Here is a 26,108-nt window from a genome sequence, read left to right on the forward strand (position 1 = left end):
ATCAGGGGCCGTGGACGCCGCGCGAGCAAGCCCGGCCCGGCGTCGTGCCTCCCATTGTGCCCGGAAAGGGGTGCCGCGGACCATTCCGGTCAGGGATGCGAAGCGCCTGCGGCCCCCGGACCCGGAGACCTCAGGAGCCGCACTGCGGGTAGGAGGCGGGGTCCTTGCCCTCGCCGACGCCGCGCACGGCCTCCACGGCCTCGTCCAGCGTGGAGACCTTGACCACCGACAGCCCGTCGGGGATGTGCCCGGTGACCTCGTCGCAGTTGTCCGCCGGGGCCAGGAAGAGGGTGGCCCCGGCCTGCCGGGCCCCGATCATCTTCTGCCGGATCCCGCCGATGGCCCCGACCTTCCCCTGGGCGTCGATCGTGCCGGTGCCGGCCACGTGCTTGCCGCCGGTCAGGGAGCCGGGGGTCAGCTCGTCGATGATCCCCAGGGCGAACATGGTGCCCGCGCTCGGCCCGCCGACGTCCTGCAGCCCGTAGTCCACGGTGAACGGGAAGTGGTAGTCCGGCTTCAGGTACAGCCCCAGCACCCACCGACCCGAGGCGTCGTCGCGCCGCGGGGTCAGCCGCACGGTGCGCTGCTCGTCCTTGCCCCCGGGGCGGTAGACGACGTCGACGGCCTTGCCCTCGGTGCGCTGCAGGGCGTCGGTGAGGTCCTGGTAGGTCTTCAGCCGGGTGCCGCCCACGGCCACCAGCACGTCGCCCTCCGCCAGGGGCCCGGCCGCGCTCTGCGGGGCCCGCCCGGCGACCCGCAGGGTCACGGAGTAGTCGATGCCCAGGTGCTCGGCGGCTGCGGCCTGGGCGGCGGACTGGGAGTCGGTCATGTCCGCGCTGTTGCGCGCGGCGACCTGCGCCGAGCTGGTGCCGGGGGCGTAGAGGGCGTCCGCGGGCAGCGCCGTGCGCCCGGGGTCCAGGAACGCGCCGAGCACGGCCAGCGGGTTGGTCTGGGAGTTGGGCCCGCCTGCGACGGAGACGGTGGTCATGTCCAAGCTGCCGCTGACGGGATAGGTCTTCGCGCCGTCGATGCGGATCAGCTGGTGCCCGTTCCACTCGCCGATCGTGTTGAAGGTGGGGCCGGGCGCCTCGGTGACGAACGGCGGGGCCAGCAGCGCCCCCGCGGCCAGGATCCCGACGGTGGCCGCACCGCACAGGCCGGTCAGGCGGGCCCGACGCCGCTGGGCGCGGCGAGGCCGCAGCGTGAGGGTGCGCGGGGCGGACCCGGTCTGCCCCGCGGAGTCGGGGTCGTGCTGCTGCGGAGTCTCGGGCATCGTGCGGGGCTTCCTGCTCGGGCGTGGCCCGCGCGGGGCTGCTGGCGACGCGCGGGGGCGGGGGCAGCCGGGCCGGGACGGCTCACGGGCGTGGCCCATCCTAGCCCACAGCGGCCTGGGCGGATCCGGCGCTGATCCGGCGTCGGTCCGGCGTCGGCCCGGCGGGTGGGACTGTGCCAGGAGCGGACACGGGCTGACGGGCGGGCCTGGGCTGGCCTTTAATGGGGGCTGAGCCCGCGCGGCGGATCGCACCGTCGCCTCCGACCGACCCTTCGAGGTGCCATGAATCCCCAGAACCCCGACGACCGCGAGTCCCACGGCGAGGGGGACGGCAACCCCTTCGAGGAGCTGTTCCGCCGCCTGTCCTCCGGGCAGGGGCTGAACCCCGAGGATCTGCGGGGGATGTCCGTGCCCATGGACCCGGCGATGATGTCCGGGCTGTTCTCCCAGATCCAGGCCATGATGTCCGGGATGAGCCGGGACGGCTCCGTGAACTGGGAGGCGGCCCGGGATCACGCCCGCCAGCTGGCCGCCGCCGAATCCGACCCCTCCCTGACCGGCAGCCGCAAGGCCGCCGTGCGCGATGCGATGCAGCTGGCCGGGCTGTGGCTGGACGCGCAGACCCAGTTCTCCCGTCCGGCCGTGCCGGAGGATGCCTGGGTGCGCGTGGAGTGGGTGGACCACTGCTTCGACACGTTCCGCCAGATCGCCGAGCCCGTGGCGGCGTCGGTCTCGGAGGCCATGGGCCAGGCGATGACCCAGCAGATCCCGCAGGAGCTGCAGGCCATCCTGGGGCAGGGCGCGTCCATGCTCAGCGGGATCAGCGGGATGATGTTCGCGATGCAGCTGGGTCAGGCCGTCGGGCAGCTGTCCCGCGAGGCCGTCTCCTCCACGGACATCGGCATCCCCCTGGCCCCGGAGCGCTGCGCCCTGGTACCCACCAACATCGCCGCCTTCGGTGAGGGCCTGGACCTGCCGGAGCAGGAGATCATGCTGTTCCTGGCCCTGCGCGAGGCCGCCCACCAGCGGCTGTTCCACGCCACCCCGTGGCTGCGTCAGGACATCCTGGAGCTGATCCGCCGCTACTCCCGCGGCATCCACGTGGACATGGACCGGATCGAGGAGGCCACCCGCAGCCTGGATCCCACCGACCCCGAGTCGATGCGCACCATTCTGTCCGGGGATCTGTTCACCCCGCAGCTGACGGAGGACCAGGAGGTCACCCTGCGGCGCCTGGAGACCCTGCTGGCCCTGGTGGAGGGCTGGGTGGACGACGTCTGCGCACGGGCCGCCGGCAACCTGCCTTCCGCACCCGCGCTGACCGAGACCCTGCGGCGTCGTCGCGCCGCGGGCGGACCTGCGGAGAAGACCTTCGGGTCGCTGATCGGCCTGGAGCTGCGGCCGCGGCGCCTGCGCGAGGCCTCCGAGTTCTGGCGCGCCTACGGCGAGCAGCACGGGGCCGAGGCCAGGGACGCCCTGTGGGAGGCCCCGGAGAACCTGCCCACGGACGAGGACCTGGATCACCCGGAGCAGTTCGAGTCCACCCACGACCTGCTCCACGCCACGGATGAGGAGATGGACGCCGCCCTGGAGAAGCTGCTCTCCGGCGGCTACGAGGACGGGGCGGACTCGGAGGATCCGTCCTCCGGGGAGGACGGGGAGGATTCCTCCGGGGAGTCCTCGAACGGCTCCTCCGGGTCCTGACCCCTGCCGTGGGCGTACCCGGCCAGGTACGCCCGGGCCGTCTCGGCGTGGGGGTAGCGGGCCTCCAGGCGCCGGAAGCGGGGGCCGTGGGAGGCCTCGATGAGGTGGCACAGCTCGTGATGGATCACGTAGTCCAGCACGTAGTCCGGCACCTCCCACAGCTGGTGTGAGATCCGCACGCTGCCGCGGGCGGGGGTGGTGGATCCCCAGCGGGTGCGCTGGTTGGTGACCCAGCGGATCGAGACGGGCCGCACCCGGTCCCCCAGCAGCTCCCGGGCCAGGCGTCGGGCCCGCTCGGCGAGGAACCCATCCGAGCGGCGCCGGGAGGTCGGGTCCCCCTCCCCCGCCCCCTGGCGGGCCCGGGCCCGCAGCAGGCGCGGCAGGAGCTCCTCGGCGTGGCGCAGCGCCCGATCCGTGCCCATGCTCGCCGGGATCTGCAGCAGCACCCGGTCCCCGTCCCAGCGGGCGGAGACGGTCTTGCGGCGACGCGCCGAGCGGCGGATCACCAGCGCGGGCCGATCCCCCTCGACGCGCAGATGCTCATCGGGGAAGGACGGGGCGGGGCCGGGACGGGGCATGAGAGGATCCTAGCCCGACGACGCCGCGCCGGGGCGCCTGCCCGCCGCACGAACCAGCGCGCCGCACGATCCTCCCCGCCGTCGCTCGCGTCGAGGACCTGCCTGCACCGTCCGGGACGAGGGGCCTGTGGATGAGCGGGGATCCGCGCCCACGCATCTGCCAGGGTGGGTGGCATGGACCACTCCTCCGCCGTCGCCCCGCCCATCGTCTCCGTCGAGCACGTGCTCGCCGGCATCCCCCGCGGCGCCCGGGTGCTGTGCCTGGGGCTGGCCGGTCCCGCCGCCCTGATCTGCCGCGGGCTGACCGAGCGGACCGGGGACGAGCTGCCGTGGCTGCTGGACCGGCACCCGGTGACCTCCCGGGATGTCGAGCAGCGGGGGTACCGGAAGCAGGACGTCGGCCTGGCCCGGGATCGGGCCCTGTGCGCGGACATCGCCCGACGCACCGGGCGCGCGCTGCCGCTGGGGCAGGGCAGCCACCCGGAGTCGGAGCTGGTGCACCGGGTGTGCCGTGAGCGGCGGCGCCGGGAGCAGGTGATCACCGAGCTGCTCGGCCGGGACGGGCAGCCGTTCTGGCCCGGTCAGGTTCCGGCGGAGCTGGACCCGACGACGACGCCGGGCGCCCCGCGGCGCACCGCCCGGGACCCCGGGTGGCTTTCCGGCCTCGTGGCCCGCTTCGACCGGGTGGTGCAGACCGTGGACGCACACGAGGAGGAGCACTGGGAGCCTCCGCTGGCCCCCGGGACCCCGGTGCTGCAGCTGGTCCTGGATGTCGCCGGGGACCTGCGCGCGGTGGAGGGGGCGAAGAGGACCGTGCCGTGGTGGGCGCGGCGGTGCCGGGACTGCCAGCTGGCGGCGATCCGCGTCGAGGCTGACCCGGACTGCCTGTGCCGCCTCGCCCTGCACCCGGAGATCCGCGAGATCCGCGCCGGCTGAGACCGGACGCGGCGGGCGCAAGCCCGAGCTGCGGGACCCTCAGGACGCTCCACGCCCGCGGGGACGGCGAGTTCCGCGGGGCCGGGCGGTGGCGACGTCGGGGGCTCGACTCAGGGCTCAGCCCAGGTGCGCCGAGCGCGGGGCGAGCCCCTCGAGGAAGCGGGAGCGGCGCCGGTGGGCCCGCCCGCCCGGGGTGCGGGCCAGGGACCAGGACAGGAACAGCCGCTGCCGGGCCCGGGTGATCCCCACGTACAACAGGCGCCGCTCCTCGTCCAGCTCATCCCCGGTCTCGGCGAAGCCGATGGGCATCAGCCCCTCGGACAATCCGCACAGGAACACCGCGTCCCATTCCAGGCCCTTCGCCGAGTGCAGCGAGGCCAGGGTGACCCCGGACATGACCGGCGCGTCCTGATGGGCGACCCGGCGGGCCAGCTCCTCCACCAGATCCGGCAGGGTCAGCTCCCCCTGCTCCTCGGTCCGCGCCGCGGCCAGCCGATCCGTGAGCGAGACCAGGGCCGCCAGGGACTCCCACGTCGCGCGCACCGCCCCGGTGGAGGCCGGGGGCCGGTCACGGTAGCCGAGGGAGGAGAGCAGGTCCCGCACCAGGCGCGGGGCCGGGGTCTCGGCGTCGGCGCGGGCGGCCGCGCGGATCTGGGCGATGGCGTTCTTGACCTCGGGGCGGTTGAAGAACTGCTCCGTCCCGCGCAGCCGGTACCCGATCCCGGCATCGGCCAGCGCCTGCTCGATGACCTGGGACTGTCCGTTGGTGCGGAACAGCACGGCGATCTGCGCGGGGTCCATCCCGTCCTTGTCGATCAGGTCCCGGATGTCCTCGGCGATGCCGGCGGCCTCCTGCTCGTCATCGGCGTACTCGAACCACTCCGGCTCGGGTCCCTTGGGTCGCTGGGCGCGCAGCTCCAGGGGTGTGGCCCAGGCCCCGGGGGTGGAGTCCTTGGCGGGGCGGCGGGCGGCCAGCAGGCGGTTGGCCAGGGCCACCACCTGCGGGGTGGAGCGGTAGTCGCGCACCAGCCGCACGACCTTGCCCTGCGGGTGACGGGAGGGGAACTCCAGCAGGTGCCGGGAGGCCGCCCCGGTGAAGGAGTAGATGGTCTGGGAGGCGTCGCCCACCACGCACAGCTCCTCGCGTCCACCCAGCCAGTTGTCCAGGAGGCGCTGCTGCAACGGGGAGACGTCCTGGTACTCGTCCACCACGAAGTGCCGGTACTGCTGGCGCACGGCCGCGGCGACGGCGTCGTCCTCCTCCAGGATGGCGACGGTGGCCAGCAGCACGTCCTCGAAGTCGATGGCGTTGCGCTCGGTCTTCAGGTCCTCGTAGGCCCGGGCCACCCGCGCTAAGCCCTGGGGGGTGAATCCGGTGGGCAGCTCCTTGTTCCCCAGGTTCTCCTCGAGGGTGTCCGGGGTGAGCATGGAGACCTTGGACCACTCGATGATCGCGGCCAGGTCCCGCAGGATCGCCCGGTCCGTGGTGAAGCGCAGCCGGGAGGCGGCCTCGGCGAGGTACTGGGCCTTCCCGGACAACAGCTGCGGCGGGGTCCCGCCGACGGCCTGGGGCCAGAAGTACTGCAGCTGGCGCAGGGCCGCGGCGTGGAAGGTGCGGGTCTGCACCCCGGCCGCGCCGAGCCCGTGCAGGCGGGCGCGCATCTCGTTGGCCGCGCGCGCGGTGAAGGTCAGGGCCAGCACCTGCTGGGGCACGTAGACCCCCGCGGCGATGCCGTAGGCGATGCGGTGGGTGATCGCGCGGGTCTTGCCCGTCCCGGCCCCGGCCAGCACGCACACGGGCCCGGTCAGGCTCGTGGCGACCTCCCGCTGCTCCGGGTCCAGGCCCTCCAGGATCCGGTCCGGGCTCGGGGCGGGCTCCTGCGGGCGCGCTGCTTCGGCGGCGGATCCGCTCCGGGCGGGGGTCATCGTGTGCTCTCGTCCTCCGGGTTCTGGGGCAGGGTCTCGGGCGCCTTCTCGGGCAGGGTGCCACCGTACCAGTCGGCGATCAGGTGGTGGGCGATCGAGACGGGTCCGGGCAGGCGCACCCGTCCGGCGCGGACCTCCCCGGCCAGCTCTCGACGGGTGAACCAGCGGACCCGGGCGATCTCCGTGCCGTCCGGGCGGGCCGCGCCCGGTTCGGCGACGACGGCGCGGAAGCCGAGCATCAGCGAGCGCGGGAAGGGCCAGGGCTGGGAGCCGCGGTATTCGGCGCGCACCACCCTGACTCCCGCCTCCTCGCCGACCTCCCGGGCGACGGCGGCTTCCAGGCTCTCCCCGGCCTCCACGAAGCCGGCGAAGGTCGAGTAGCGGTCCGCGGGCCACCGGGCGGAGCGGCCCAACAGGATCCGCTCCTCCCCGTGTTCGTCGGTGTGCACGACGGCGGCGATGATCGCCGGATCGGTGCGGGGGAACAGCTCGGTGCCCTCGGCGGTGCAGGTGCGCGCCCAGCCGGCCCGGGCGGGCTCGGTGGGGGCACCGCACCGGGGGCAGTGCCGGGCCTGCTCGTGCCAGCGGTACAGGGCCAGCCCGGCGGTGAACCACCCGGTCTGCTCCGGGTCCAGCATCTCCGCGGCCTCGCGCAACCCGAGCCGCCGCGATGGTGCCCCGGCCGCGGTTCCGGACGTGGTGGCGGTGGAGGCCTCGCCGGGTGTCTGTGCGGTGGGCAGGGCCAGCAGGACGGGGGCGCCGTCGGCGGTGAGCCCCAGGTGGGCCAGGGGGCCGGAGACCTGCGCGGTCCCGGCCCAGGCGATCTCGGCGCGAGCAGGGGCGGCGTCGTGAGCGGGGGCGGCGTCGGCCGTCGCAGCGTCGGCGGGATCCGGCAGGCACCGGATGGGCGCCCGACCCTCGGCGTCCAGAGTAAGCACGCGGGTGCGCGGGTCCCGGAGCGCGGCGGGCAGCAGCGCGGAGGTGTCGGCTTCCAGGTCGTTGCGGCGCAGCGGGTGGGTCCCCAGCAGCAGCGCCCCCAGGGGCGGGAGGATCCCGGGGTTCTCGGCGGTGCTCATGCGCTCAGCGTGCTCCCGGGGGTCTCTTGTAGTCTGTGGGGGTGACTTCCACACCGCTAACGTTAGCCGCTATGGCCTCGGCCGGGGTGCCCGGGCTCTTCCCCGTGGCCGTCGACGCGTATGAAGTCGAGAACCCCGAGTACGTCGGCGCGGTGGTCCTCGACTCCGCGCGCCAGCGGTGGATCGTGCGCTGCCCGCGCACCCAGGAGGCCAGCGTCCGGCTGGAATCCGAGCACGTCATCCTGCATTCCTTCACCCCGGGGCTGCGGGCTCGCCTGCCCTTCCAGCTGCCCACCGTCGTCGGCTCGGCGGACCGGGACGGGCTGCGGACGTTCGTGTACCCGGAGATCCCGGGTGAGGTGGTGGACATCGAGGAGCTGGTGCGCCGCTCCCACGTGGTCTCCCCGGAGCGGGAGCCGCTGAGCACCCAGCTGGGCAAGGCCCTGGCCACGATCCACACCCTGCCGATCGAGATCGTGCGGGAAGGGGATCTGCCGACCTACACGGCCCAGCGCTGCCGGGACCGGATGCTGGCGGAGCTGGACCGGGCGGCAGGCACCGGCAAGGTCCCGGCGCCGCTGCTGCGCCGGTGGGAATCCCGCCTGGAGGACCCCCGGCTGTGGCGCTTCCGCCCGACCGTGATCCACGGGGACCTCTCCGAGGAGAACCTGGTGCTGGACGGCACCCGCCTGGCCGCGGTGCGCGGCTGGCACGACATGCAGGTCGCGGATCCCGCGGCGGATTTCGCGTGGCTGATGAGCTGCCCGGACCAGGACTTCGCGGACGCGATCGTGGAGGTCTACACGGTGCAGCTGCCGCACACCCCGGATCCCCACCTGCTGCGCCGGGCCTACCTGCACGCCGAGTTCGCGCTGGCCCAGTGGCTGGTGCGCGGCACCGAGCAGGGGGACGAGGCCACGGTCAGCGAGGCCCAGGCGATGCTGCGCACCCTGGAGCGGGACCTGCGCGAATCCGGCGCCCTCGACGAGCCCCGGGATGCCGACGCACCCGCCGACTGACGCCCGCTCCCTCGACTGAACCGCGCTCCCGACGACGGGCGAGCTCCACTCAGTCTGTCCGCCTCGGGTGCGCCGAACCGACCGATCCGCCGTCAACCCCCGGGCGCCCTGTGCTCACCGCGGGGCGTGTCCCAGCCAGGCCAGCAGCGCGCTCAGCTCCTCCTCCCCCGGCAGGTGCTCCGGGGTGATCTCCCGGTTCTGGGCGATGTAGTGGAAGCTGGCGCGCACCGTCGCCGGGTCCAGATCCCGCAGGCGGGCGAAGGCCAGCCGGTACACGGCCAGCTGCACGGACCGGTCCGCCAGCTCCCTCCCGGTGGGCACCCGGCCGGTCTTCCAGTCCACCAGCTCCCATTCCGGTTCCCCCGGGGCCGGGTCCGGGGTGCGGAACACGGCGTCGATCCGCCCGCGCACCGTGATCCCGCCGAGGCTGGTCTCCAGGGGCAGCTCCACGGCCCACGGCTGACGATCCGCCCACCGGGAGGCCAGGAACTTCTCCTGCAGGGTGCTCAGCTCCTGCGGGGTCTCCTCCTCCGGGTCCGCCAGCCGCACGCCCAGATCCAGCATGGCCGGGGCCCCGTAGCGGTGCTCGAGCCACTCGTGGAAGCGGGTCCCGGCCCGCGCCTGGGCCGAGGGCCGCCGCGGCATGGGGCGACGGACGGCGCGCAGCACCGCCTCCGGGTCCTCGGCCAGGCCCACCACCAGGGAGGCGCTGACGTGGCGGGGGATCTCGGTGCGCTGGGCGGCGCGGGCCCGGGTCCGACGCAGGGCCAGCAGCAGCTCGGTCTCCTCCTCCCAGGCCAGGGTCTCGGGAGTGCTCTCCCCCGGCGCCTCACCCGCTCGGGCTGCGGCGTCGGCGGCAGGCCCGCCGGTGCGCTGAGCGATCCGCTGGCGCACCAGGGCGGCCGCCCGCTCCACCTCGGCCCGGCGGCTGCGCACCGGACCGGGGTCCAGCGCGGCGTCGGCCTGCGCGGTCCCGGTGAGCCCGTCCAGGGTCTCGAGATCCTCCCATCGGGTCACCGCCGGCTGGGTCAGGGGATCAAAGGGCCACAGGGCCACCAGGACGCTGCTGCGCTGGGGGTTCTGTTCCCCGGCCTCCAGCGGCGCGGCCTCGTGCACGATCCGCACCGACTCCTCGGGCAGGTCCGCCAGGAACCGGGAGGGCACCCGGGGCTTGGCGCGGGTGCCGGTCCAACGGCTGGATCCGATGCTCACCAGCTCCCGGGCGCGGGTGATGGCCACGTACGCCAGGCGCCGCTCCTCGGCGACCACCCGCTCGTCGTTGTCCTCCAGGAAGGCCGTCCAGCTCTCCTGCAGCCCCGTGGTGCCGGTCTGGTCCGTGTCCCACTGGGGCAGGTGCCCGCGGTCCCCGCGCAACGGCCAGGGCAGGGCGCCGAGGCTGTTGAGCCAGTGCTCGCGCTGATCCGTGGGGAAGACCCCCTCGGCCATGCCGAACAGGTGCACCTCATCCCATTCCAGCCCCTTGGACCCGTGCACGGTCAGCAGCTGCACGGCCCCCGGGACGGCGGGTCCGGCGGGCAGCGGCAGGCCGCTCTCCTCCCGGGCGGCGGTCTCCAGCCAGGCGAGGAAGGCGGTGACCCCGGCGGCGGAGGACGTCACGGTGTAGCGGTGCTCCTGCGGGGTGGCCTGCTCCGCCGCGTCCGAGTCGGCGCCCGCCGGGGCGAACAGCTCCGGGTGGGTCCCGGCGTCCAGGGTCGCCGCCATGCGCGGGGCGGTGGCGCAGTACTGGGCGGCGGCCTGGTGGAAGGCGTCCAGGTGCATCCGCGCCTCGTGCACGGAGCGCCCCGGGTGGGAGGCCAGCTCGATGTCCAGCAGGCTCAGCCGCTCGATGTGGTGCAGCAGCGTGGTGAGGTCCTCGCCGAGGTAGCCGCGCAGCTCCTCCAGCTCCCGCGCGCACCGTTCCAGCCGCTGCCGGGCCTCCGGACTCAGGGCGCGCCCGGTCGCGGAGGTCCAGGCCGGTCCGGGCAGGGTCTCGATGCCCTCGATGAGGCTGGCCCCGTCCGTCTCGTCCCCGCCGCCGGTGCGCAGCAGCTCCTGCACGGCTTCCCGGGCCTGGGCCTCGGCCTGCTCCGGATCCGGGGCCTCGCCCCGCCCGGCGCGCAGCCCCTCCTCTCCGGGAACCTGACCTTCGGGGGTGGTGAGGTCCTCGGCGATCCCGCGCTCCACCGCCCGGCGGCGGCGTCGGGCGAGGAAGCGAGCCCAGTCGTTCAGGGCCATCAGGTCTCGGGCGCCGAGCCGCCAGCGGGCCCCGGCCAGCAGCCGCATCAGGGCATCGGCGCGGGACGGGTCGGAGAGCACGCGCAGGGTCGCGACCATGTCCACGACCTCCGGGGTCTGCAGCAGCCCGCCCAGACCCAGGACCTCGGCGGGCACCCCCTGCCGCTCGCATTCGGCCCGCACGGTCTCCAGCTGGGCCCGGGCCCGGCACAGCACCGCGGCGGTGGCCGGCTCCCGGCCCTCGGCCCGCGCCTGCTCGGCCCGCTCCCGGATGCCGCGCACCAGGTCTGCGGCTTCCTCCTCCTCGCTGACCCAGGTGCCGGTGAGCACCTGGCCCGCGGTGGGCTCGGGACGGGGCACGAGGTCCGGGACGGGGAAGCGCCGCTCCCCCGGCGCCCAGGGTGCCGGCCGTCCCAGGGGGGCGGCGACGGCGTTGGCGGCGTCGAGGATGCGGGTGCCGTTGCGCCAGGCCGCGGTCAGGTAGGACGGTGCGGCGTCCTCGGCCGGGAAGTAGGCGGGGAAGTCGAACAGCTGACCCTCGGAGGCGCCCCGGAAGCCGTAGATGGACTGCTTGGGATCCCCCACCGCCATGACGCTGTGGCCGTCCCCGAACAGCGTGGAGAACAGCACCATCTGGGCGTGGGAGGTGTCCTGGAACTCGTCCAGCAGCACCACCTTGTACAGCTCCCGCTGCTCCCGGGCGACGGCGGGCACCTCGCGGGCCATGCGGGCGGCATCGAGCAGGAGGTCCCCGAAGTCCATGACCTGCATGGTCTGCTTCAGCCGCTGGTAGCGCACCGCCAGGCGGGCGACCAGCAGCTTCTGCTCCAGCTTGGTCACGGCGGCGTTACGGGCGGCTTCGGCCTTCTTCAGCTGCTTGGGGTGGTCGTTGGGCAGGACCCGCAGGCGCGCCAGCTCGGTCTCGCAGGTCGCCGCGACATCGGCGGGGTCCACGAGGTGCTCGGCGCACTCCCCGCTGAGCTGCAGCACGGCGGTGACCAGGGTGGAGGCGGCCGGCACCTGCTCGGGCAGAGGCCCCTCCCAGTGGGCCACGAGCTGAGCGGCCAGCTGGTGGCTCTGGGCCGCGCCCAACTGGGCGGCGTCGCGCTCGACGCCGATGCGCAGCCCGTACTCGCTGACCAGCGCCTTGGCGTAGGAGTGGTAGGTGGACACGGTCGGGTCCAGTTCCGGGGCCTGCGGATCCTCTCCCGGGGGGCGCAGGCCGTGCTCGGCCAGGGTCGCCAGCCGGGAGACCATGCGCTGGCGCAGCTCCGCGGCGGCCTTGGTGGTGAAGGTGACACCGAGGATCTCCTCGGGCCGGGCGAAGCCGTTGACGACGAGCCACACGACCCGGTCCACCATGGTCGCGGTCTTCCCGGACCCGGCCCCGGCCACGACCAGGCGCGGGGCGAGGTCGGCGCTGATGATGCGCGACTGCTCCGCGGTGGGGGCGGGACGCCCGAGGATGCGGGCGATCTCCTCGGGGGTGTGGCGGGCCTGGGCGGCGAGGGGGGTGCTCATGGTTGGGTGACCTGCCTTCCGGAGGCGCACAGGGGACAGATCTCGGGCAGGGCGCAGCCGAGTCCGTGGGCGCCGGTGTTCTGCTCGGTGTGCCGGGCTTGGAAGTGCTCGTGGGCGATCAGCTCGGCGCAGCGCTGCACGAGGTCCACTGCCCACTGATCCTCCGGGCCCAGGGCCTCCTGCTGCTGGTTCCCGTAGGAGGCGGTGCCGGTGCCCAGCTGCACGAGGGCCGCCCCGCCGGAGAGCTCGGTCAGCCGGGCCCCGCGCAGCTCGAGGACCTCGGGCTCGGCGTCCTGCCGCCCGGAGACCTGCTGCGAGGCGGTGGCATCGAGCGAGTCCCCCGGGTCGGCGGCGTCCGACGGTCCGGCATCCGCCCCGTCTCGGGCTTCCGCCCCGTCCCGCGCAGCCTGGGCGGCCATCGCCTGGCCGGCCCCGGCGGCCAAGGCCACCTGGTACCCGGCCAGCTGGGGGTGGTGGGCCATCTGCGCTTTGGTGGGCGTGTGGCGCCCGGTCTTCAGGTCGATCACCACGTACCGGCCGAGCTGGTCCACCTCGAGGCGATCCACGCGCCCGGTGAGCAGGGCGTCGCGGGCGGGCCCGGGCACGAGCACCTGGAAGGAGCCTTCGATGCCGGCCAGCCGGCGGCCCTCCTTCAAACGGGAGTCCACGGCGTACTGGGCGAATTTGCGGATCATGGTCTCGGCGCGCTGCCAGGTCTGCTCGGTCTCCCAGGTTTCAGGCAGGCGCAGGGCCTCGAAGCGGCGGCGCAGCTCCGCGACGAGCTCGTGCCCGGGGGCTTCGGGCAGGTCCTGGGCCACCTCGTGGATGAGGGTGCCGAGGGAGCGGGACAGGTCCGTGCCGGCCTGCCCGCCGGAGACGGCGACGAACCAGTCCAGCGGGGAGCGCACGATCCCCTCCATCCGCGAGGGGGTCACCGGCACGGGCTTCTCGGCCGGCAGGGCGGGCTCGGTGCTGGACAGCGGGGCCAGACCCCACCAGTCCTGCGGGTGCGCCCCGGGCACCGGCGGCAGCGGGGCCCGCGGCGCACCATCCTCCGCGGCGGCCCGCGCGGCGTCGTCGGCCGGACCGCCCTCACCCGGGGCGTCAGCATCCGGGGCGCCGTCATCCAGGGCGAGGCGGGCCAGGCAGTCCGCGGCGCGCAGGGCCCGATCCGGGTCCTGAGGGTCCTGGGCGGCCCGACGCAGCTCGGCGACCAGCCCGCGTAGGGTCATCGGCCGGCGCACCGGGGTCAGGGCGGGCTGCTGCATCTGGTCCGGGGCGAGCATGGCCAGCAGCTCGCTGGGCTCGGTCTCGGCGTCGGCGACGGCGGTGACCACCAGGCGCCGCGAGGCCCGGGAGATGGCCGCGGCGAACATGCGCAGCTCATCCACCCGGGTCTCGCGCACCCGCATCCCGTGGGTGACGCGGGCGGCCTGCTCGGGACCGAGGAACACGGCGTCGGCCAGCTGCGGGGCGGCCAGCAGTCCGCCGCGCACGGTGAGGTTGGGCCAGACCCCGTCCTGCACGCCGGAAACGATCACCACGGGCCATTCGCGCCCGGCCGCGGAGGCCGGGGTCAGCAGGCTCACGGCCGCACTGGGGCCGCCGACCGGTGCGAGGGTGTCCATGGGCAGGTCCTGGCTGTCCAGGTAGTCCAGGAACTGCTCGACGCCGGCGCCGGTCTGCTGCTCGGCGAAGCGCTCGGCGGATTTGAACAGCTCGACCATCGCGTCCAGGTCCCGGTGGGCCCGCTGGGCTGCCGGACCGGCGCCGCGGGAGGCTTCTTCCCAGGTCTTCGCCAGGCCGCTGGCCTCCCACAGGGCCCACAGCACGGTCTCGGCCGAGGGCTCGGGCGCAGCCATGGCGGCCCGCCCCGCGGACAGCACCGCCCCGACCCGGCGCAGCCCGGCGGTGCCGGGGCCGCTGCCGCCCAGATCGGGGCCCTGCTCCCCGTCGACGGAGGCCTCGGTCCCGTCGATCTGGCGCAGGGCGGCCAGCAGCAGCTCGTCCCCGGAGCGCCGTCCCCCGGCCCGCAGCTCGCGGGCGCGCAGGGTCTGGCGCAGCCGACGCAGCCCGGAGGGGCTGGTGCCGCCCAGGCGGGAGGTGAGCAGGTCCAGGGCGCGCGCCCCGGCCTCCTCCTCCCGGTCGGTGAGGATCCACAGGGCGTCCAGGAAGGGCCGCACGGCCGGCTCCTCGCGCAGCGGGGTCTCCGCCACCGGCACGGTCGCGGCGATGCCGTCGGCGTCCAGGTGCCGCTGGATCCGCGCCAGGGAGGAGCCGTTGCGCACGATCACGGCCATCTCCTCCAGCCCCCGGCCGCCCAGCACGTGCTCCTCCAGGATCAGCTGGGACAGCAGCCGCAGCTCCTCCTGCTCGGAGCCCACGAGCAGCACCTCGGGGGCGTCGTCGCCCTGTCCCGCCACTCGCCTCCGCTGGTGCACGGCTCTTTCCGGAGCCACGTCATCGGGCTGCCCCTCGGTGGATTCGGCGGGCTGGGCGGGAGTGCGCTGGGTCAGGGCTCCGGCGACCACGGGGATCCGGTGGGCGATCCGCTCGAAGGCCGGGACCAGGCCCGCGGGCATCCGGTGACTGGTGGCGAGGCTGATGCTACGCAGGCCGTCCAGGGCGGGCAGGCGGCGCTCCAGGCTGGTGAGCAGTTCGGGTCGGGCGCCGCGGAAGCCCTGGACCACGGTGTCCGGGCAGGCGGTGAGCACCAGCTCGGCCGGGTCCGCCAGCCCCGCGGGATACAGAGCGCCGAGCAGCCGCACGACGGCGGGGCTGGCCTCCTGCAGGTCATCGGCGAGGATCAGGCGCAGGCGGGTGTGCTCCTGCTTCACGAACTCCGGGTGGGTCTCCAGGAAGGCCGCGGCCTCGTGGATCAGGGCGGAGGGGTCGTAGGCGTGGGGCATGCTCAGCCGGCGCAGCTGCTCGTACTCCACCCGGAAGTCCGCGGCGGCCACCCACTCGGGGTGCGCCGTGGACCGTCCGAGCTCGCGCACCTGATCGGGGCTGAGGTCGAACTCCGCGCAGCGGTCCAGGAACTCGCGGATCTCCCGGCGGAAGCCGCGGGTGCGCAGGGCCTCCCCCAGATCCGTCGGCCAGGCGGGCGGCCGGCCGATGCCGCGCCGGTGGGTCTCGATCATCTGGCCGATGAGCACGTCCTGCTCCGGGCCGGAGAGCAGCCGCGGCTCGAAGGCCACCCCCGGCAGCTGCCCGGCGGCGTGGGCCCGACGCAGCACGTCGAAGGCGTAGGAGTGCCAGGCGCGGGCCGGCGGGGAGGAGACGGTGGCCCCGATGCGCTCGGAGAACTCCTGGCGCAGCCGGTCCGCGGCCAGGCGGCCGGGAGCCAGCAGGAGCACCGAGGCGGCGTCGTTCCCGGCGCGCACGAAGTCCAGGGCGCGGCGGATCAGGGCGGTGGAGCGCCCCGTCCCGGGGGATCCCAGCAGCAGGGTTCCGGTGCCCGCCATGTGCTCCTCCTCGTCTCGCCTCTCACACCCGGCGCCCTCGTCGGGGTGTCTGTCCGCTCTCCATGAGACCACGGGCGACTGACAGATCGAAGCACCCCCGCGACGTCGGGCCCGGCGGGCCGGACCGGGTACGGTGATTCCCATGAGCACCGACGGCGCGACCGAGCAGCGGCCCTGGACCGAGCTTCCCCGGGCCACCTTCGACCTGGAGACCACCGGCCCCAACCCCATGACCGCGCGGATCGTCACCGCGTCACTGATCCTGGTGGCCCCGGACGGCGAGGTGCTGCGCCACGGGGAGTGGCTGGCGGATCCGGGAGTGCCGATCCCGGAGGAGGCCGCGGCGGTGCACGGCATCACCACGGAGCACGCCCGGGAGCACGGCGCCCCGGTGCGGCAGGTGACCTACGAGCTGGCCTCTGCCCTGGGCGGGCTGTTCGCCGACGGGGTGCCGGTGTTCGCCTTCAACGCCTCCTATGACTTCACGGTGCTGGCCCGGGAGCTGGAGCGCCACGAGCTGCCGCCGCTGGAGCCGTTCCCGGTGGTGGATCCGCTGGTGCTGAACAAGCAGGCGGATAAGTACCACAAGGGCAAGCGGACCCTGGGCGTGCTCACCGAGGAGTACGGCGTGGAGCTGAAGAACGCGCACACCTCGGCCGCGGACTGCCTGGCCACCGAGCGGCTGGGAGCGGCGATGGCCCGGAAGTTCCCCCAGCTGGCGATGCCGGCCGGGCGGCTGCACGAGCAGCAGGTGCAGTGGGCGAAGGAGCAGGCCGCGGATCTGCAGGCCTACTTCCAGCGGATCGGCAAGCAGGCCACCGTGAACGGGGACTGGCCGGTGCGGCCGGGTCGCTCGGAGCGGTAGCCGACGACGCCGCCGGGCCCCTTGACGTTTCCCATGACAGAAACATGTGTTTCTGTTGATGACGACGTCGGCGTCACCGCTCGGGGCGGACGTTCGGCTCTGTGCCCCCCCTACTCCCCCGGCCGTTGCGCCTCGGCCGCCGCGCGGACGGCGTCGGGCAGGGCGGAGAGGATGCGGTCCATCGCGGCGTCGTCGTGCGCGGCGGAGAGGAACCACGCCTCGAAGGGCGAGGGCGCCAGGTACACCCCGGCGTCGAGCATCGCGTGGAAGAAGGCCGGGTAGCGCCAGGACTCCGAGGCCTTGATGTCCGCGTAGTTGCGCACCCCGTGCTCCCCGGTGCCGAAGGCCAGGGAGAAGATGTTCCCCGCGGTCTGGATGGAGTGGTCCACTCCGGCGGCCGTCAGCGCCTCGGTCAGGGCCTGGCGCAGCTGCTGCGAGCGGGCGTCCACCGTCCGGTACACCTGCGCGTCCGCGTGGTCCAGGGTCGCGATCCCGGCGGCCACGGACAGCGGGTTCCCGGACAGGGTGCCGGCCTGGTAGACCGGGCCGGTCGGGGCCAGCTGCTCCATGACCTCGCGACGTCCGGCCAGAGCGGCGATGGGCATGCCCCCGCCGATCACCTTGCCGAAGGTGAAGATGTCCGGGGCCCAGCCGCCCTGCTCGGGGCTGGTCAGCCCCCAGAACCCGGCCGAGGAGGCGCGGAACCCGGTGAGCACCTCGTCGAAGATCATCAGGGCGCCGTTCTCCCGGGTGATCTCCCGCAGCCCCTCGTTGAACCCGGGCCCCGGAGTCACCACGCCCATGTTGCAGGGGGCGGCCTCGGTGATCACTGCGGCGATCTGCCCCGCGTGCTCAGCGAAGGCCTTCCGCACCGCGTCCAGGTCGTTGTACGGCAGCACGATGGTCTCCGCGGCGGTGGCCGCCGTGACCCCGGCCGAGCCCGGCATCGCCAGGGTCGCCACCCCGGAGCCGGCCTCGGACAGCAGCGCGTCCACGTGCCCGTGGTAGCAGCCGGCGAACTTGATGATCAGGTCCCGCCCGGTGATCCCGCGGGCCAGGCGGATCGCCGTCATCGTGGCCTCGGTGCCGGTGGAGACCAGCCGGACCTGCTCGATCGCGGGCTCACCGGCGGCCGCGGCGTTGATCCGCTCCACCACGGTCTCCGCCAGCTCCGTCTCCCCGGCCGTGGAGGCGCCGAAGGACAGCCCGTTCTCCGCCGCCGCGTGCACCGCGTCGATCACGGCCGGGTGGCGGTGGCCCAGCAGCGCCGGACCCCAGGAGCCCACCAGGTCCACGTACTCGAAGCCGTCCGCGTCCGTGACGTACGGGCCCTGCGCCTCCACGATGAACGGCGGCACCCCGCCCACGGAGTTGAAGGCCCGCACGGGCGAGTTGACCCCGCCGGGGATGACGCGGCGGGACCGGGTGAACAGATCCTCGGAGATGCTCATGACGACTCCTTCGAGACGATGACGATGGTGCGGACGCGCCGGGACCTCCCCGGCGCGCGGAAACGACGGGAGATCAGCGGCGGCCGGCGCGCAGCCAGCCGGCGACCTCCGTGGCGTAGTAGGTGAAGATCAGGTCCGCCCCGGCCCGGCGGATCCCGGTCAGGGCCTCCAGGACGATCCGCTCGCGGTCCACCCACCCGTTGGCGGCCGCGGCCTCGATCATCGCGTACTCCCCGGAGACCTGGTAGGCCGCCACCGGCACGGACGAGAAGTCCGCGACCTCCCGCAGCACGTCCAGGTAGGCCATAGCCGGCTTGACCATCACCATATCGGCTCCCTCCTCCAGATCCAGCTGGGTCTCCAGGAGGGACTCGCGGCGGTTGGCCGGATCCTGCTGGTAGGTCTTGCGGTCCCCCTGCAGGGAGGAGCCGACGGCGTCGCGGAACGGGCCGAAGAAGGCCGAGGCGTACTTCGCGGAGTACGCCATGATCGAGACCTCCTCGAAGCCCTCCTCGTCCAGGGCCTGCCGGATCGCGGCGATCTGCCCGTCCATCATGCCCGACGGGCTGACCACGTGCGCCCCGGCCCGGGCCTGGGAGACGGCCATCCGGCAGTAGGCGGCCACGCTGGCGTCGTTGTCCACGACGGTGGTGCCGAAGCGGTTCTGCGTCAGCGGCCCGCAGTGCCCGTGGGAGGTGAACTCGTCCAGGCAGGTGTCGGCCATGATCACGACGTCGTCGCCGAACTCGTCGTGCACGGCGCGGATGCCGCGGTTCAGGATGCCGTCCTCGGCCCAGGCGGCCGAGCCCTCGGCGTCCTTGTCCGCGTCGAGGGGCACCCCGAACAGGTCGATGCAGCGCACGCCCGCGGCCACGGCCTCGCCGACGGCGCGCACCAGGGATTCCACGGTGTGCTGGTGCTGACCGGGCATCGAGGGGATCTCCTGCGGGGCGTCGATGCCGTCGCGCACGAACAGCACCTGGATCATGTCCTCCGGGTGCAGGCGGGTCTCGGCGACGATGTCGCGCATCGCGGGGTTGGTGCGCAGGCGCCGGGGCCTGCGGATCAGGTCCAGGCGGGTGCGGGCGGGGGTCTGGGGGTTCTGCTCGGTCATGGGGTGGGTCTCCTCCCGGGTAGTTCGGATGGGTTCGGATGCATTCGGAAGCGTTCGGGGTGGCGGCGACTCAGCCGGAGCGGGCGCGCAGCGCGGCTTCGGCCAGGTCCTCCGGGGCGGGGCTCACGGCGGTCACGGCGGCCAGGCCGAGCTCCCGGGCCCGGGCGGCGGTGGTGGACCCGAGGCAGACCACGGGCTCGGGCAGCGGGCCCAGAAAGTGCAGGGCCTCCAGCTGCCGGGGGGAGGTGACCAGCACGACGTCGGCGGCACGCTCGTGCAGGACCTCGGCGGTGGCCTGCCGATCCAGCGCCGGGGCGGCGGACTCGGCGGGACGCTCCTCCCCCGCGCCGCCCGGGGCCTGCCCGCCCAGGGGTTCCGGGGCCGGCCAGTCGGCCATGGCGTAGGCGACGGCCTCGGTGACCTCCGCCCCGAGCTCGCGCAGACCGTCGGCCAGCTCCGGCCGGTGCGGCCGACCGTGCACGCACAGCACGCTGCCCGGCGCCCCGGCGCGGCCCAGCCGGGTCAGCAGCCCGCGAGCGCTCTGCTCCTCCTCGCCGGCCGCGGTCTCGGCGGCAGGCGTCAGCCCCTGGGCGCGGGCCTCCTCGGCGGTGGCCCGGCCCACGCAGTGCACTTGCGTGCCGGCCAGCAGCGCGGCGGGCTCGGCGTGGACTGACCGGCCCGCTGCGTGCAGCCGGGCGAGCCCGGCGCGCAGCCCGCGCAGCCCGTTGACGCTGGTGAAGGTCGCGGCCTCCCAGGGACCGCCGCCCAGGGCCGAGTCCAGCGCGTCCAGCTCGGGCTCGGTCAGAGCACGCGGGGCCCGCAGCGGGCTGAGGATCAGGCGCAGCCGGCGCTTGCGCAGGGCCTCGGCCAGGGCGCGCGCCCGGTCCGGGGTGCGGGTGGCCAGCACGACGCCGTCCCGACCCGCGCTCGTGCGCCCCGCGTCGGTGCGGTTCACGCCCGGCCCGCCTCCGCCCCCGTGTACCGGTCGGCGCCGCGGCCCAGCAGGGTCTCGGCCAGCTCCGTGCCCAGCCGGGCGGCGGCCCGCTCGGCCTGCTCCAGCGGCTCCGGCCCGGGAACCCGACCGGAGACCTCCCCGGACCTCGCGCCGGGGGTCTCGGTCGCGGCGTCGACCCCGGGGAAGCCCGCCGGCAGCGGGGTGCGGGCGGTCTCCCTCAGGATCTCGGGACCCTGCTTCCCGGAGCTGTGCCCCTCGGAGCTCTGCAACCCAGATTCCCGCGGATCCGCCACGACGGCCTCCAGGACGAGCACGGGCGCCCCGGCCTCGTCGGTCTCCAGCTGGGCGTAGGCTCCGACCGGTGCCGCGCAGCCGGCTTCCAGGCGCAGCAGCAGGGCCCGCTCGGCCCGCACGGCCACGCGGGTGGTCGAGTCCTCCAGGGCGCGCAGGGCGGTGAGCACCTCGGGGGCGGTGTCCTCGGTGCGGTACTCCACGGCCAGGCACCCCTGGCCCGCGGCCGGCAGCACCCGGTGCGGGTCCAGGAAGTCCGTGACCACGGCGGATAAGCCCAGGCGGGCCAGCCCGGAGGCGGCCAGCACGACGGCGTCCAGGTCTCCGCGGGTCTCCCGCCCGACGCCGATGTCCGTGACCCCGTGGTGCTCCAGCCCCCGGACCCGGGACAGCCGGGTGCCCACGTTGCCGCGCACGTCCGCGATCGCGCACTCCGGGCGCAGCGCCCGGATCTGGGCGGCCCGGCGCGGGGATCCGGTGCCGATCACCGCCCCGGCCGGCAGCTGCTCCAGGGTGAGCCCGTCCCGGGCCACCAGCGCGTCCCGCGGATCCTCCCGCGGGGGGTGGGCCAGGGCCAGGGCGCCGTCGAAGGCGTCCTGGGTGGGCAGGTCCTTCAGGGAGTGCACCGCCAGATCCACCCCGCCGGTCAGCAGCTCCTGGCGCAGGGCCGCGGCGAACACCCCGGTGCCGCCCATCTGGGCCAGCGGCCCGGAGGTCACGTCCCCGGTGGTGGTGACGATGGACAGCTGCGCCGGGACCCCGTGGGCCGCCAGGAGGTCGGCGACCTGCTGGGACTGGGTGGTGGCCAGCTTCGAGCCGCGAGTGCCCACCCGCAGCGGCGTTCCCGCACCCTCGGGGCTCATACGTCCTCCGCGGGGGCGATCCGCTCGGCGTCGTCCCCGGTGTACTCGGCGATCACGGGCTTGACCCGCGCGGCCCGGGCCGGCTTGCAGCACTCCGGGTTGCAGGCGTCGAACCAGCCCTTGCCGCCGCAGGCGCTGACCCGGGCGGCCTGCACCCCGTCGGCGTCCTCGGCGGGGGCGGTCTGGGCCACCCGCTCGGCGATCAGGTCCCGCAGGCTGGCCACGTAGGCCGGGTGGGTGCCGGGGGTGGGGGTGCGCACCGCCTGGATGCCCAGCTTCTGGCAGGTCTCCATCGCCTCGGTGTCCAGGTCCCATTTGACCTCCATGTGGTCTGAGACGAAGCCCAGCGGCACCATCACGACGCCGTCCACGCGCCCTTCGAGCTTCTCCAGGGCGTCGTTGACGTCCGGCTCCAGCCACGGGGTGGACGGGGAGCCGGAGCGGGACTGGTAGACCAGCTCCCAGTCGCACTCGGCCAGCTCCGCCGGGTCCAGGGAGCCCAGCACGGCCCGGGCGGCCTGCAGGTGCTTCTCCACGTAGGCGGAGCCGCCCTCGTAGTCCGCGGCCCGCGGCCCGGCCTCGTCGGCCGCGGTGGTGGGCACCGAGTGGGTGCAGAACACGATGCGGATGCGCCCGTTGCCGGCGGCGGGATGCTCGGCGGCGGCGATCTTCTCGCGCACCTCGCGCAGGCCCGCGGACAGGCCCTCCGCGAAGGAGGCGATGAATCCGGGGGCGTCGTAGTGCTGGCGCAGCTTGTCGATGCGCAGCTTCCCCTCCAGGCCCAGCTCCTCCAGGGCCATCCCGTAGTCCTCGCGGTACTGGCGGCAGGAGGAGTACCCGGGGTAGGCGCTGGTGGCCAGCACCAGCAGCCGCCGGTGCCCGGCGTCGTAGGCCTGCTGCACGACGTCGTTGACGTACGGCTCCCAGTTGCGGTTGGCCCAGTACACGGGCAGGTCGGGTCCGCGCTCGGCCAGCTCCCGACGCAGGGCGGCCAGCAGCTCCCGGTTCTGCTGGTTGATGGGGCTGATCCCGCCGTTGGCGCGGTAGTGGGTGGCGACCTCCTCCAGGCGCTCATCCGGGATGCCGCGCCCGCGGGTCACGTTGCGCAGGAACGGGATGACGTCCTCCTGGCCCTCGGGTCCGCCGAAGGAGGAGAGGATCACGGCGTCGTAGGCCGCCGGCGCCTCGGCGCGGGGCCGGATCAGGCGCTGCTCGGAGACGAACTGCTCGCCCGCGCGCAGCTCGGCGGGGCCGTGGCTGGCGGTGTTGTCCGGATCGGTGCGGTTGGGGATCGGGTCGGCGGGGATGTCGGCGGCGGTCAGGGTCATCGCAGCACCTCCACGGCCTCGACGGCATCGATCCGCCGGCCGGCGTAGAACGGGGTCTCCTTGCGCACGTACAGGCGGGCCTCGGTGTTGCGGAAGTGGCGCATCATGTCCACCAGGTCCACCAGCTCCGGGGCCTCCAGGGCCAGCACCCACTCGTAGTCGTTCAGCCCGAAGGTCGCGATGGTGTTGGGCAGCACCTGCGGGAAGTCCCGGCCCTTCAGCCCGTGGTTCTTCATCATGTCCGCCCGGTGCCCGGGGTTGCGGTAGTACCAGTCCCAGCTGCGCACGAACGGGTAGACGGTCACCCACTGCTCCGGGGGGATCCCCTTGGCGAAGCTGGGGGCGTGGCGGCGGGTGAACTCGGCGTCGCGGTGCACGCCCATCGTGGACCACACGATCTTCGTCCCGGCGAAGGCGGCGGTGCGCCGGTAGCGGCGGATCGCGGCCTGCAGGGCCTCGGGGGCCTCGCCGTGGATCCAGACCATCACGTCCGCGTCATCGCGCATCGCGGAGACGTCGTAGAGTCCGCGCACGGTGACCCCGTCCGCGGCCAGCTCGGCCTCCAACGCTTCCAGCTCCTCGGCGGCCTCGTCCCCGGGGGCCGGGGCACCCAGGTGCGGGTCGCGGGCGAAGACGGTGTACAGGGCGTAGTACAGGCGGTCATCGCCCTCCGCGGCGCCGTGGGCAGTGTGGGCCTGCGGGGCGTGCCCGGAGGCGTGCTGTTCGGAGCCGTTCTGCTCGGTGCTGTGGTGTTCGGTGTGCTCGGTCATGGCGGGTGCTCGACCTTCCTTTCCTTACGTTCCGTGCGGGCGCGCCGGTGATGCGGGCGGCGCGCCGGCGATCTTCGCGGCGGGGTGCGCTGGGCCTCATCCCCCGCGGGGTGCGGGCAGATCCAGGGCGGCGACGGCGCGGCGGGCGTCCGGGACCACCGAGGCCAGGCCGGTGCCGGCCAGCCACGCGCCGACGGCGCCGGCCCCGTCGACCTCGGCCAGGGCGCTGCGGAACCGCTCGGCCCGCGCCCGGTGTCCCGCCGGGACGCTGGGCATGGCCCCGTCCCAGCGGACGACGTCCGCGCCGAGGACGTCCTCCCGGCTCAGGGGCACCCCCAGGATCCGGGCGGCGTCGTGCAGGGCGAGGGCGGCCAGCTTCCCGTCGGGCAGCCGCACCTCCTCCCCCGCGGCTCCTCCGGCCCGCCCGTAGGACAGGCGCAGCACGTGCTGGTACTCCCCGAGGCGCTCGTCGATCCAGGCCCATTTGGCGTTGGCGTGGGTCAGCGCCTTGGCGCGCACGTCCCGGGCGGCCTCGGAGACCAGGACGCCGGTGCCGCGGGGCGCGTCGTCCAGAGCGGGGGCGCGCACCACGAGGGTGGCCAGCGCCAGCCGCGGCCCCGGCGCCAGCCCCGGCACGGCCTCCGGCGGCAGGTGGGGCCCCAGCAGCCGCACCGCGGTGGGGCCGTCGGCGGCCACCACGACGACGTCGGCGCGCAGGGCCGAGCGGTCCCCGGCCCCGCGCTGGCGGCGGATGGCCATCCAGGGCCCGTGTCCGGCGTCCCGGTCCAGGGCCAGCACCTCGCAGGCATCCACCAGGCGCACCCCGCGCCGGGTCAGATCGGCCACCAGGGCCTCGGAAAGCTGGTTCATCCCGCCCTCGATCCCGGCGACCTGGCTGCCGGCCGGGGAGGCGGCGCGCAGGGCGGCGGCGGAGGCGGCGAGGCTGCCGTGCTCGCGGATCCCGGCGCGCAGACCGGGGGCCACGGTGTCCGCGTCCAGCTCATCCGGATCGGTGGAGTGGATGCCGGTGGTCACCGGGGCGACGAGGTTCTCGGCCACGGCCCGGCCCATCCGGGCGCGCACCAGTCCGCCGAGGGTGCGCTCCTGGGCGCCGACGCGGGCGGGCAGGAGGCGATCCAGACCCGCCCGGTACTGCCCGGACCGGCCGAGGGCGGGGGTCAGGGCGGGGTCCAGCGGGTTGCCGGGGATCCCGAGGATCCCGGAGGCGGGCATCGACACGGAGCCTGCGGGCAGGTGCAGCCAGGATCCGGTGGGGCGGGGGCGCACGATGCGCTCGGCCAGGCCCAGCTCGCCCAGCAGGGCGGGCACGGCGTCGTTGCGGGTGGCGAAGGACTCCGCGCCGGAGTCCAGCACCAGTCCGGCCAGCTCGTGGGCGGCCACCACGCCGCCGAAGTGCTCGCGCCGCTCCAGCACGGTGGTGCGCAACCCGCGCGCGGCCAGCTCCCGGGCCGCCACCAGCCCGGCGATGCCGCCGCCGATGACGAGGGCGGTGCGGGGACGGCGGGCGCGGGACTCAGCGGCGGGCATCCGCGTCTCCCTCGGGCCGGTCCTGCTCGGGGCCGTGGGCCGGCTGGGCGTGGATGAGCCGGACCAGGCGGGTGAGCACCTCCGGCTCGGTCTCCGGGGGCACGCCGTGGCCGAGGTTGACCACGTGGGTGCGGGCGGCGCGTCCGCGGCGCAGCACGTCCAGGGTGTGCTCGCGCAGCGGCTCCCACCCGGCGCCCAGCAGCGCGGGGTCGATGTTGCCCTGCAGCACCGGGTCCCCGCCCAGCCGGGCCGCGGCCTCGTCCAGGTCCAGGCGGTGGTCCACCCCGACGACGTCGGCCCCGGCCTCGCGCATGGCCCCCAGCAGCTCGGAGGTCCCGGTGCCGAAGTGCACGCGCGGCACCCCGTAGGCCTCGACCGCCGCCAGCGCCGCGGCCGAGTGCTCCTGGACGTGCTCGCGGTACTCGCGCAGCGGCAGGGAGCCGGCCCAGGAGTCGAACAGCTGCACCGCGGAGGCCCCGGCTTCCACCTGGGCGCGCAGGAACCGCCCGGACAGCTCGGCGGTCCAGGCGGCCAGCTCCCGCCAGGCGGCGGGGTCCGCGTGCATCGTGGTGCGCGGGGCCAGGTGGTCTCGGGAGGCCGCCCCCTCGACCATGTAGGCGGCCACGGTGAAGGGGGCGCCGGCGAAGCCGATCAGCGGGGTGTCCCCCAGCTGCTCGACGGTGCGGGTCACGGCCTCGCGCACGGGGTCGAAGGCGGAGTCGGGCACCTCGGGCAGGGTCCGGATCGCGGCGGCGTCCCGGTACGGGGTGCCCATCACGGGCCCGCGACCGGGCACGATGTCCACGTCCAGCCCGGCCACCTTCAGCGGCACGACGATGTCGGAGAAGAAGATCGCGGCGTCCACCCCGTGTCGGCGCACCGGCTGCAGGGTGATCTCCGCGGCCAGCTCGGGGGTCAGGCAGGCCTCGAGCATCGAGGTGCCCTCGCGGGCCCGGCGGTACTCGGGCAGGGAGCGTCCGGCCTGGCGCATGAACCACACGGGCGGGTGCCCGGGGCGCCGTCCGGTCATGGCCCGGATCATGGGGGATTCCGCGGCGCCGCGGCTGCGCAGGGGGTGCTCGGCGGGCAGCAGCGCCAGCTGCTCCTCGCCGAGCAGGGTCCGGCCCGCCGTCGGGCGCGGTGAAGAGGTCTCAGGCATGGTGCCTCCCATTGTGCCAACCAGCGCCC

The 26,108-nt window shown here is 74.9% G+C and carries 18 protein-coding genes; 4 read left to right on the forward strand and 14 right to left on the reverse strand.

The features are described 5' to 3' along the window. Positions 1–130 precede the first annotated feature (130 nt). Positions 131–1,273: a YlbL family protein gene (locus AC0VXQ_RS07120; RefSeq protein WP_058731684.1), complete on the reverse strand. Its 1,143-nt coding sequence runs from the start codon at positions 1,271–1,273 to the stop codon at positions 131–133. Between the two features lie 282 nt (positions 1,274–1,555). Between AC0VXQ_RS07120 and AC0VXQ_RS07125 the strand changes: the two genes are divergently transcribed. Beyond that, a complete protein-coding gene (locus AC0VXQ_RS07125; RefSeq protein ID WP_058731685.1) occupies positions 1,556–2,977 on the forward strand; it encodes a zinc-dependent metalloprotease in 1,422 nt (473 codons plus the stop codon). Here AC0VXQ_RS07125 and AC0VXQ_RS07130 read toward each other — a convergent pair. Then, positions 2,884–3,555 carry a M48 metallopeptidase family protein gene (locus AC0VXQ_RS07130; protein ID WP_081046319.1) on the reverse strand — a complete coding sequence of 224 codons (672 nt, stop codon included), beginning with the start codon at positions 3,553–3,555 and terminating at the stop codon, positions 2,884–2,886. The two genes, AC0VXQ_RS07125 and AC0VXQ_RS07130, sit on opposite strands and share 94 nt — an antisense overlap. Before the next feature lie 174 nt (positions 3,556–3,729). On the opposite strand from AC0VXQ_RS07130, the gene AC0VXQ_RS07135 reads away from it, so the two are divergent. Then, positions 3,730–4,491, forward strand: coding sequence for a hypothetical protein (locus tag AC0VXQ_RS07135; RefSeq protein ID WP_475528119.1), 762 nt, complete (start codon positions 3,730–3,732; stop codon positions 4,489–4,491). A gap of 117 nt (positions 4,492–4,608) precedes the next feature. On the opposite strand, the gene AC0VXQ_RS07140 is transcribed toward AC0VXQ_RS07135, so the two are convergent. Beyond that, positions 4,609–6,417, reverse strand: a complete 1,809-nt coding sequence (locus AC0VXQ_RS07140; protein WP_279752465.1) for an ATP-dependent helicase — start codon at positions 6,415–6,417, stop codon at positions 4,609–4,611. Next, a complete protein-coding gene (gene nudC, locus AC0VXQ_RS07145; RefSeq protein WP_279752464.1) occupies positions 6,414–7,493 on the reverse strand; it encodes an NAD(+) diphosphatase in 1,080 nt (359 codons plus the stop codon). Before nudC ends, AC0VXQ_RS07140 begins: the two co-directional genes overlap by 4 nt. Positions 7,494–7,564: 71 nt before the next feature. On the opposite strand from nudC, the gene AC0VXQ_RS07150 reads away from it, so the two are divergent. After that, the gene (locus tag AC0VXQ_RS07150; protein ID WP_058731687.1) at positions 7,565–8,512 is read left to right on the forward strand and encodes a phosphotransferase; all 948 of its coding nucleotides are present in this window, start codon (positions 7,565–7,567) and stop codon (positions 8,510–8,512) included. Between the two features lie 114 nt (positions 8,513–8,626). Here AC0VXQ_RS07150 and AC0VXQ_RS07155 read toward each other — a convergent pair whose 3' ends face one another. Next, positions 8,627–12,268: an ATP-dependent helicase gene (locus AC0VXQ_RS07155; RefSeq protein WP_475528123.1), complete on the reverse strand. Its 3,642-nt coding sequence runs from the start codon at positions 12,266–12,268 to the stop codon at positions 8,627–8,629. Beyond that, the gene (locus tag AC0VXQ_RS07160) at positions 12,265–15,735 is read right to left on the reverse strand and encodes an ATP-dependent helicase (protein WP_475528126.1); all 3,471 of its coding nucleotides are present in this window, start codon (positions 15,733–15,735) and stop codon (positions 12,265–12,267) included. The genes AC0VXQ_RS07155 and AC0VXQ_RS07160 overlap by 4 nt, the downstream gene beginning before the upstream one ends. A gap of 142 nt (positions 15,736–15,877) precedes the next feature. On the opposite strand from AC0VXQ_RS07160, the gene AC0VXQ_RS07165 reads away from it, so the two are divergent. Continuing rightward, complete coding sequence (locus AC0VXQ_RS07165; protein ID WP_196826290.1) at positions 15,878–16,600, forward strand: 3'-5' exonuclease; 723 nt, start codon at positions 15,878–15,880, stop codon at positions 16,598–16,600. Positions 16,601–16,710: 110 nt separating this feature from the next. On the opposite strand, the gene hemL is transcribed toward AC0VXQ_RS07165, so the two are convergent. From hemL to hemE, 8 genes are all read right to left on the reverse strand, one after another. Further along, the gene (gene hemL, locus AC0VXQ_RS07170; RefSeq protein WP_061225052.1) at positions 16,711–18,051 is read right to left on the reverse strand and encodes a glutamate-1-semialdehyde 2,1-aminomutase; all 1,341 of its coding nucleotides are present in this window, start codon (positions 18,049–18,051) and stop codon (positions 16,711–16,713) included. Positions 18,052–18,124: 73 nt separating this feature from the next. Then, the gene (hemB, locus tag AC0VXQ_RS07175; protein WP_174544409.1) at positions 18,125–19,165 is read right to left on the reverse strand and encodes a porphobilinogen synthase; all 1,041 of its coding nucleotides are present in this window, start codon (positions 19,163–19,165) and stop codon (positions 18,125–18,127) included. 70 nt (positions 19,166–19,235) lie between these two features. Then, positions 19,236–20,120, reverse strand: a complete 885-nt coding sequence (locus AC0VXQ_RS07180) for a uroporphyrinogen-III synthase (protein WP_058731135.1) — start codon at positions 20,118–20,120, stop codon at positions 19,236–19,238. Further along, a complete protein-coding gene (hemC, locus tag AC0VXQ_RS07185) occupies positions 20,117–21,274 on the reverse strand; it encodes a hydroxymethylbilane synthase (RefSeq protein ID WP_475528132.1) in 1,158 nt (385 codons plus the stop codon). The genes AC0VXQ_RS07180 and hemC overlap by 4 nt, the downstream gene beginning before the upstream one ends. Beyond that, positions 21,271–22,602 (reverse strand): ferrochelatase, encoded by a 1,332-nt coding sequence (locus tag AC0VXQ_RS07190; RefSeq protein ID WP_061225055.1) that lies wholly within the window; start codon positions 22,600–22,602, stop codon positions 21,271–21,273. The genes hemC and AC0VXQ_RS07190 overlap by 4 nt, the downstream gene beginning before the upstream one ends. Further along, positions 22,599–23,372 carry a hydrogen peroxide-dependent heme synthase gene (gene hemQ / locus AC0VXQ_RS07195; RefSeq protein ID WP_061225056.1) on the reverse strand — a complete coding sequence of 258 codons (774 nt, stop codon included), beginning with the start codon at positions 23,370–23,372 and terminating at the stop codon, positions 22,599–22,601. Before hemQ ends, AC0VXQ_RS07190 begins: the two co-directional genes overlap by 4 nt. 96 nt (positions 23,373–23,468) lie before the next feature. Continuing rightward, positions 23,469–24,920: a protoporphyrinogen/coproporphyrinogen oxidase gene (locus AC0VXQ_RS07200; RefSeq protein WP_475528136.1), complete on the reverse strand. Its 1,452-nt coding sequence runs from the start codon at positions 24,918–24,920 to the stop codon at positions 23,469–23,471. Beyond that, positions 24,907–26,079, reverse strand: a complete 1,173-nt coding sequence (gene hemE / locus AC0VXQ_RS07205) for a uroporphyrinogen decarboxylase (protein WP_475528138.1) — start codon at positions 26,077–26,079, stop codon at positions 24,907–24,909. Before hemE ends, AC0VXQ_RS07200 begins: the two co-directional genes overlap by 14 nt. Positions 26,080–26,108 lie beyond the last annotated feature (29 nt).

The organism is Rothia sp. QJM3NY_36, assembly GCF_056173115.1.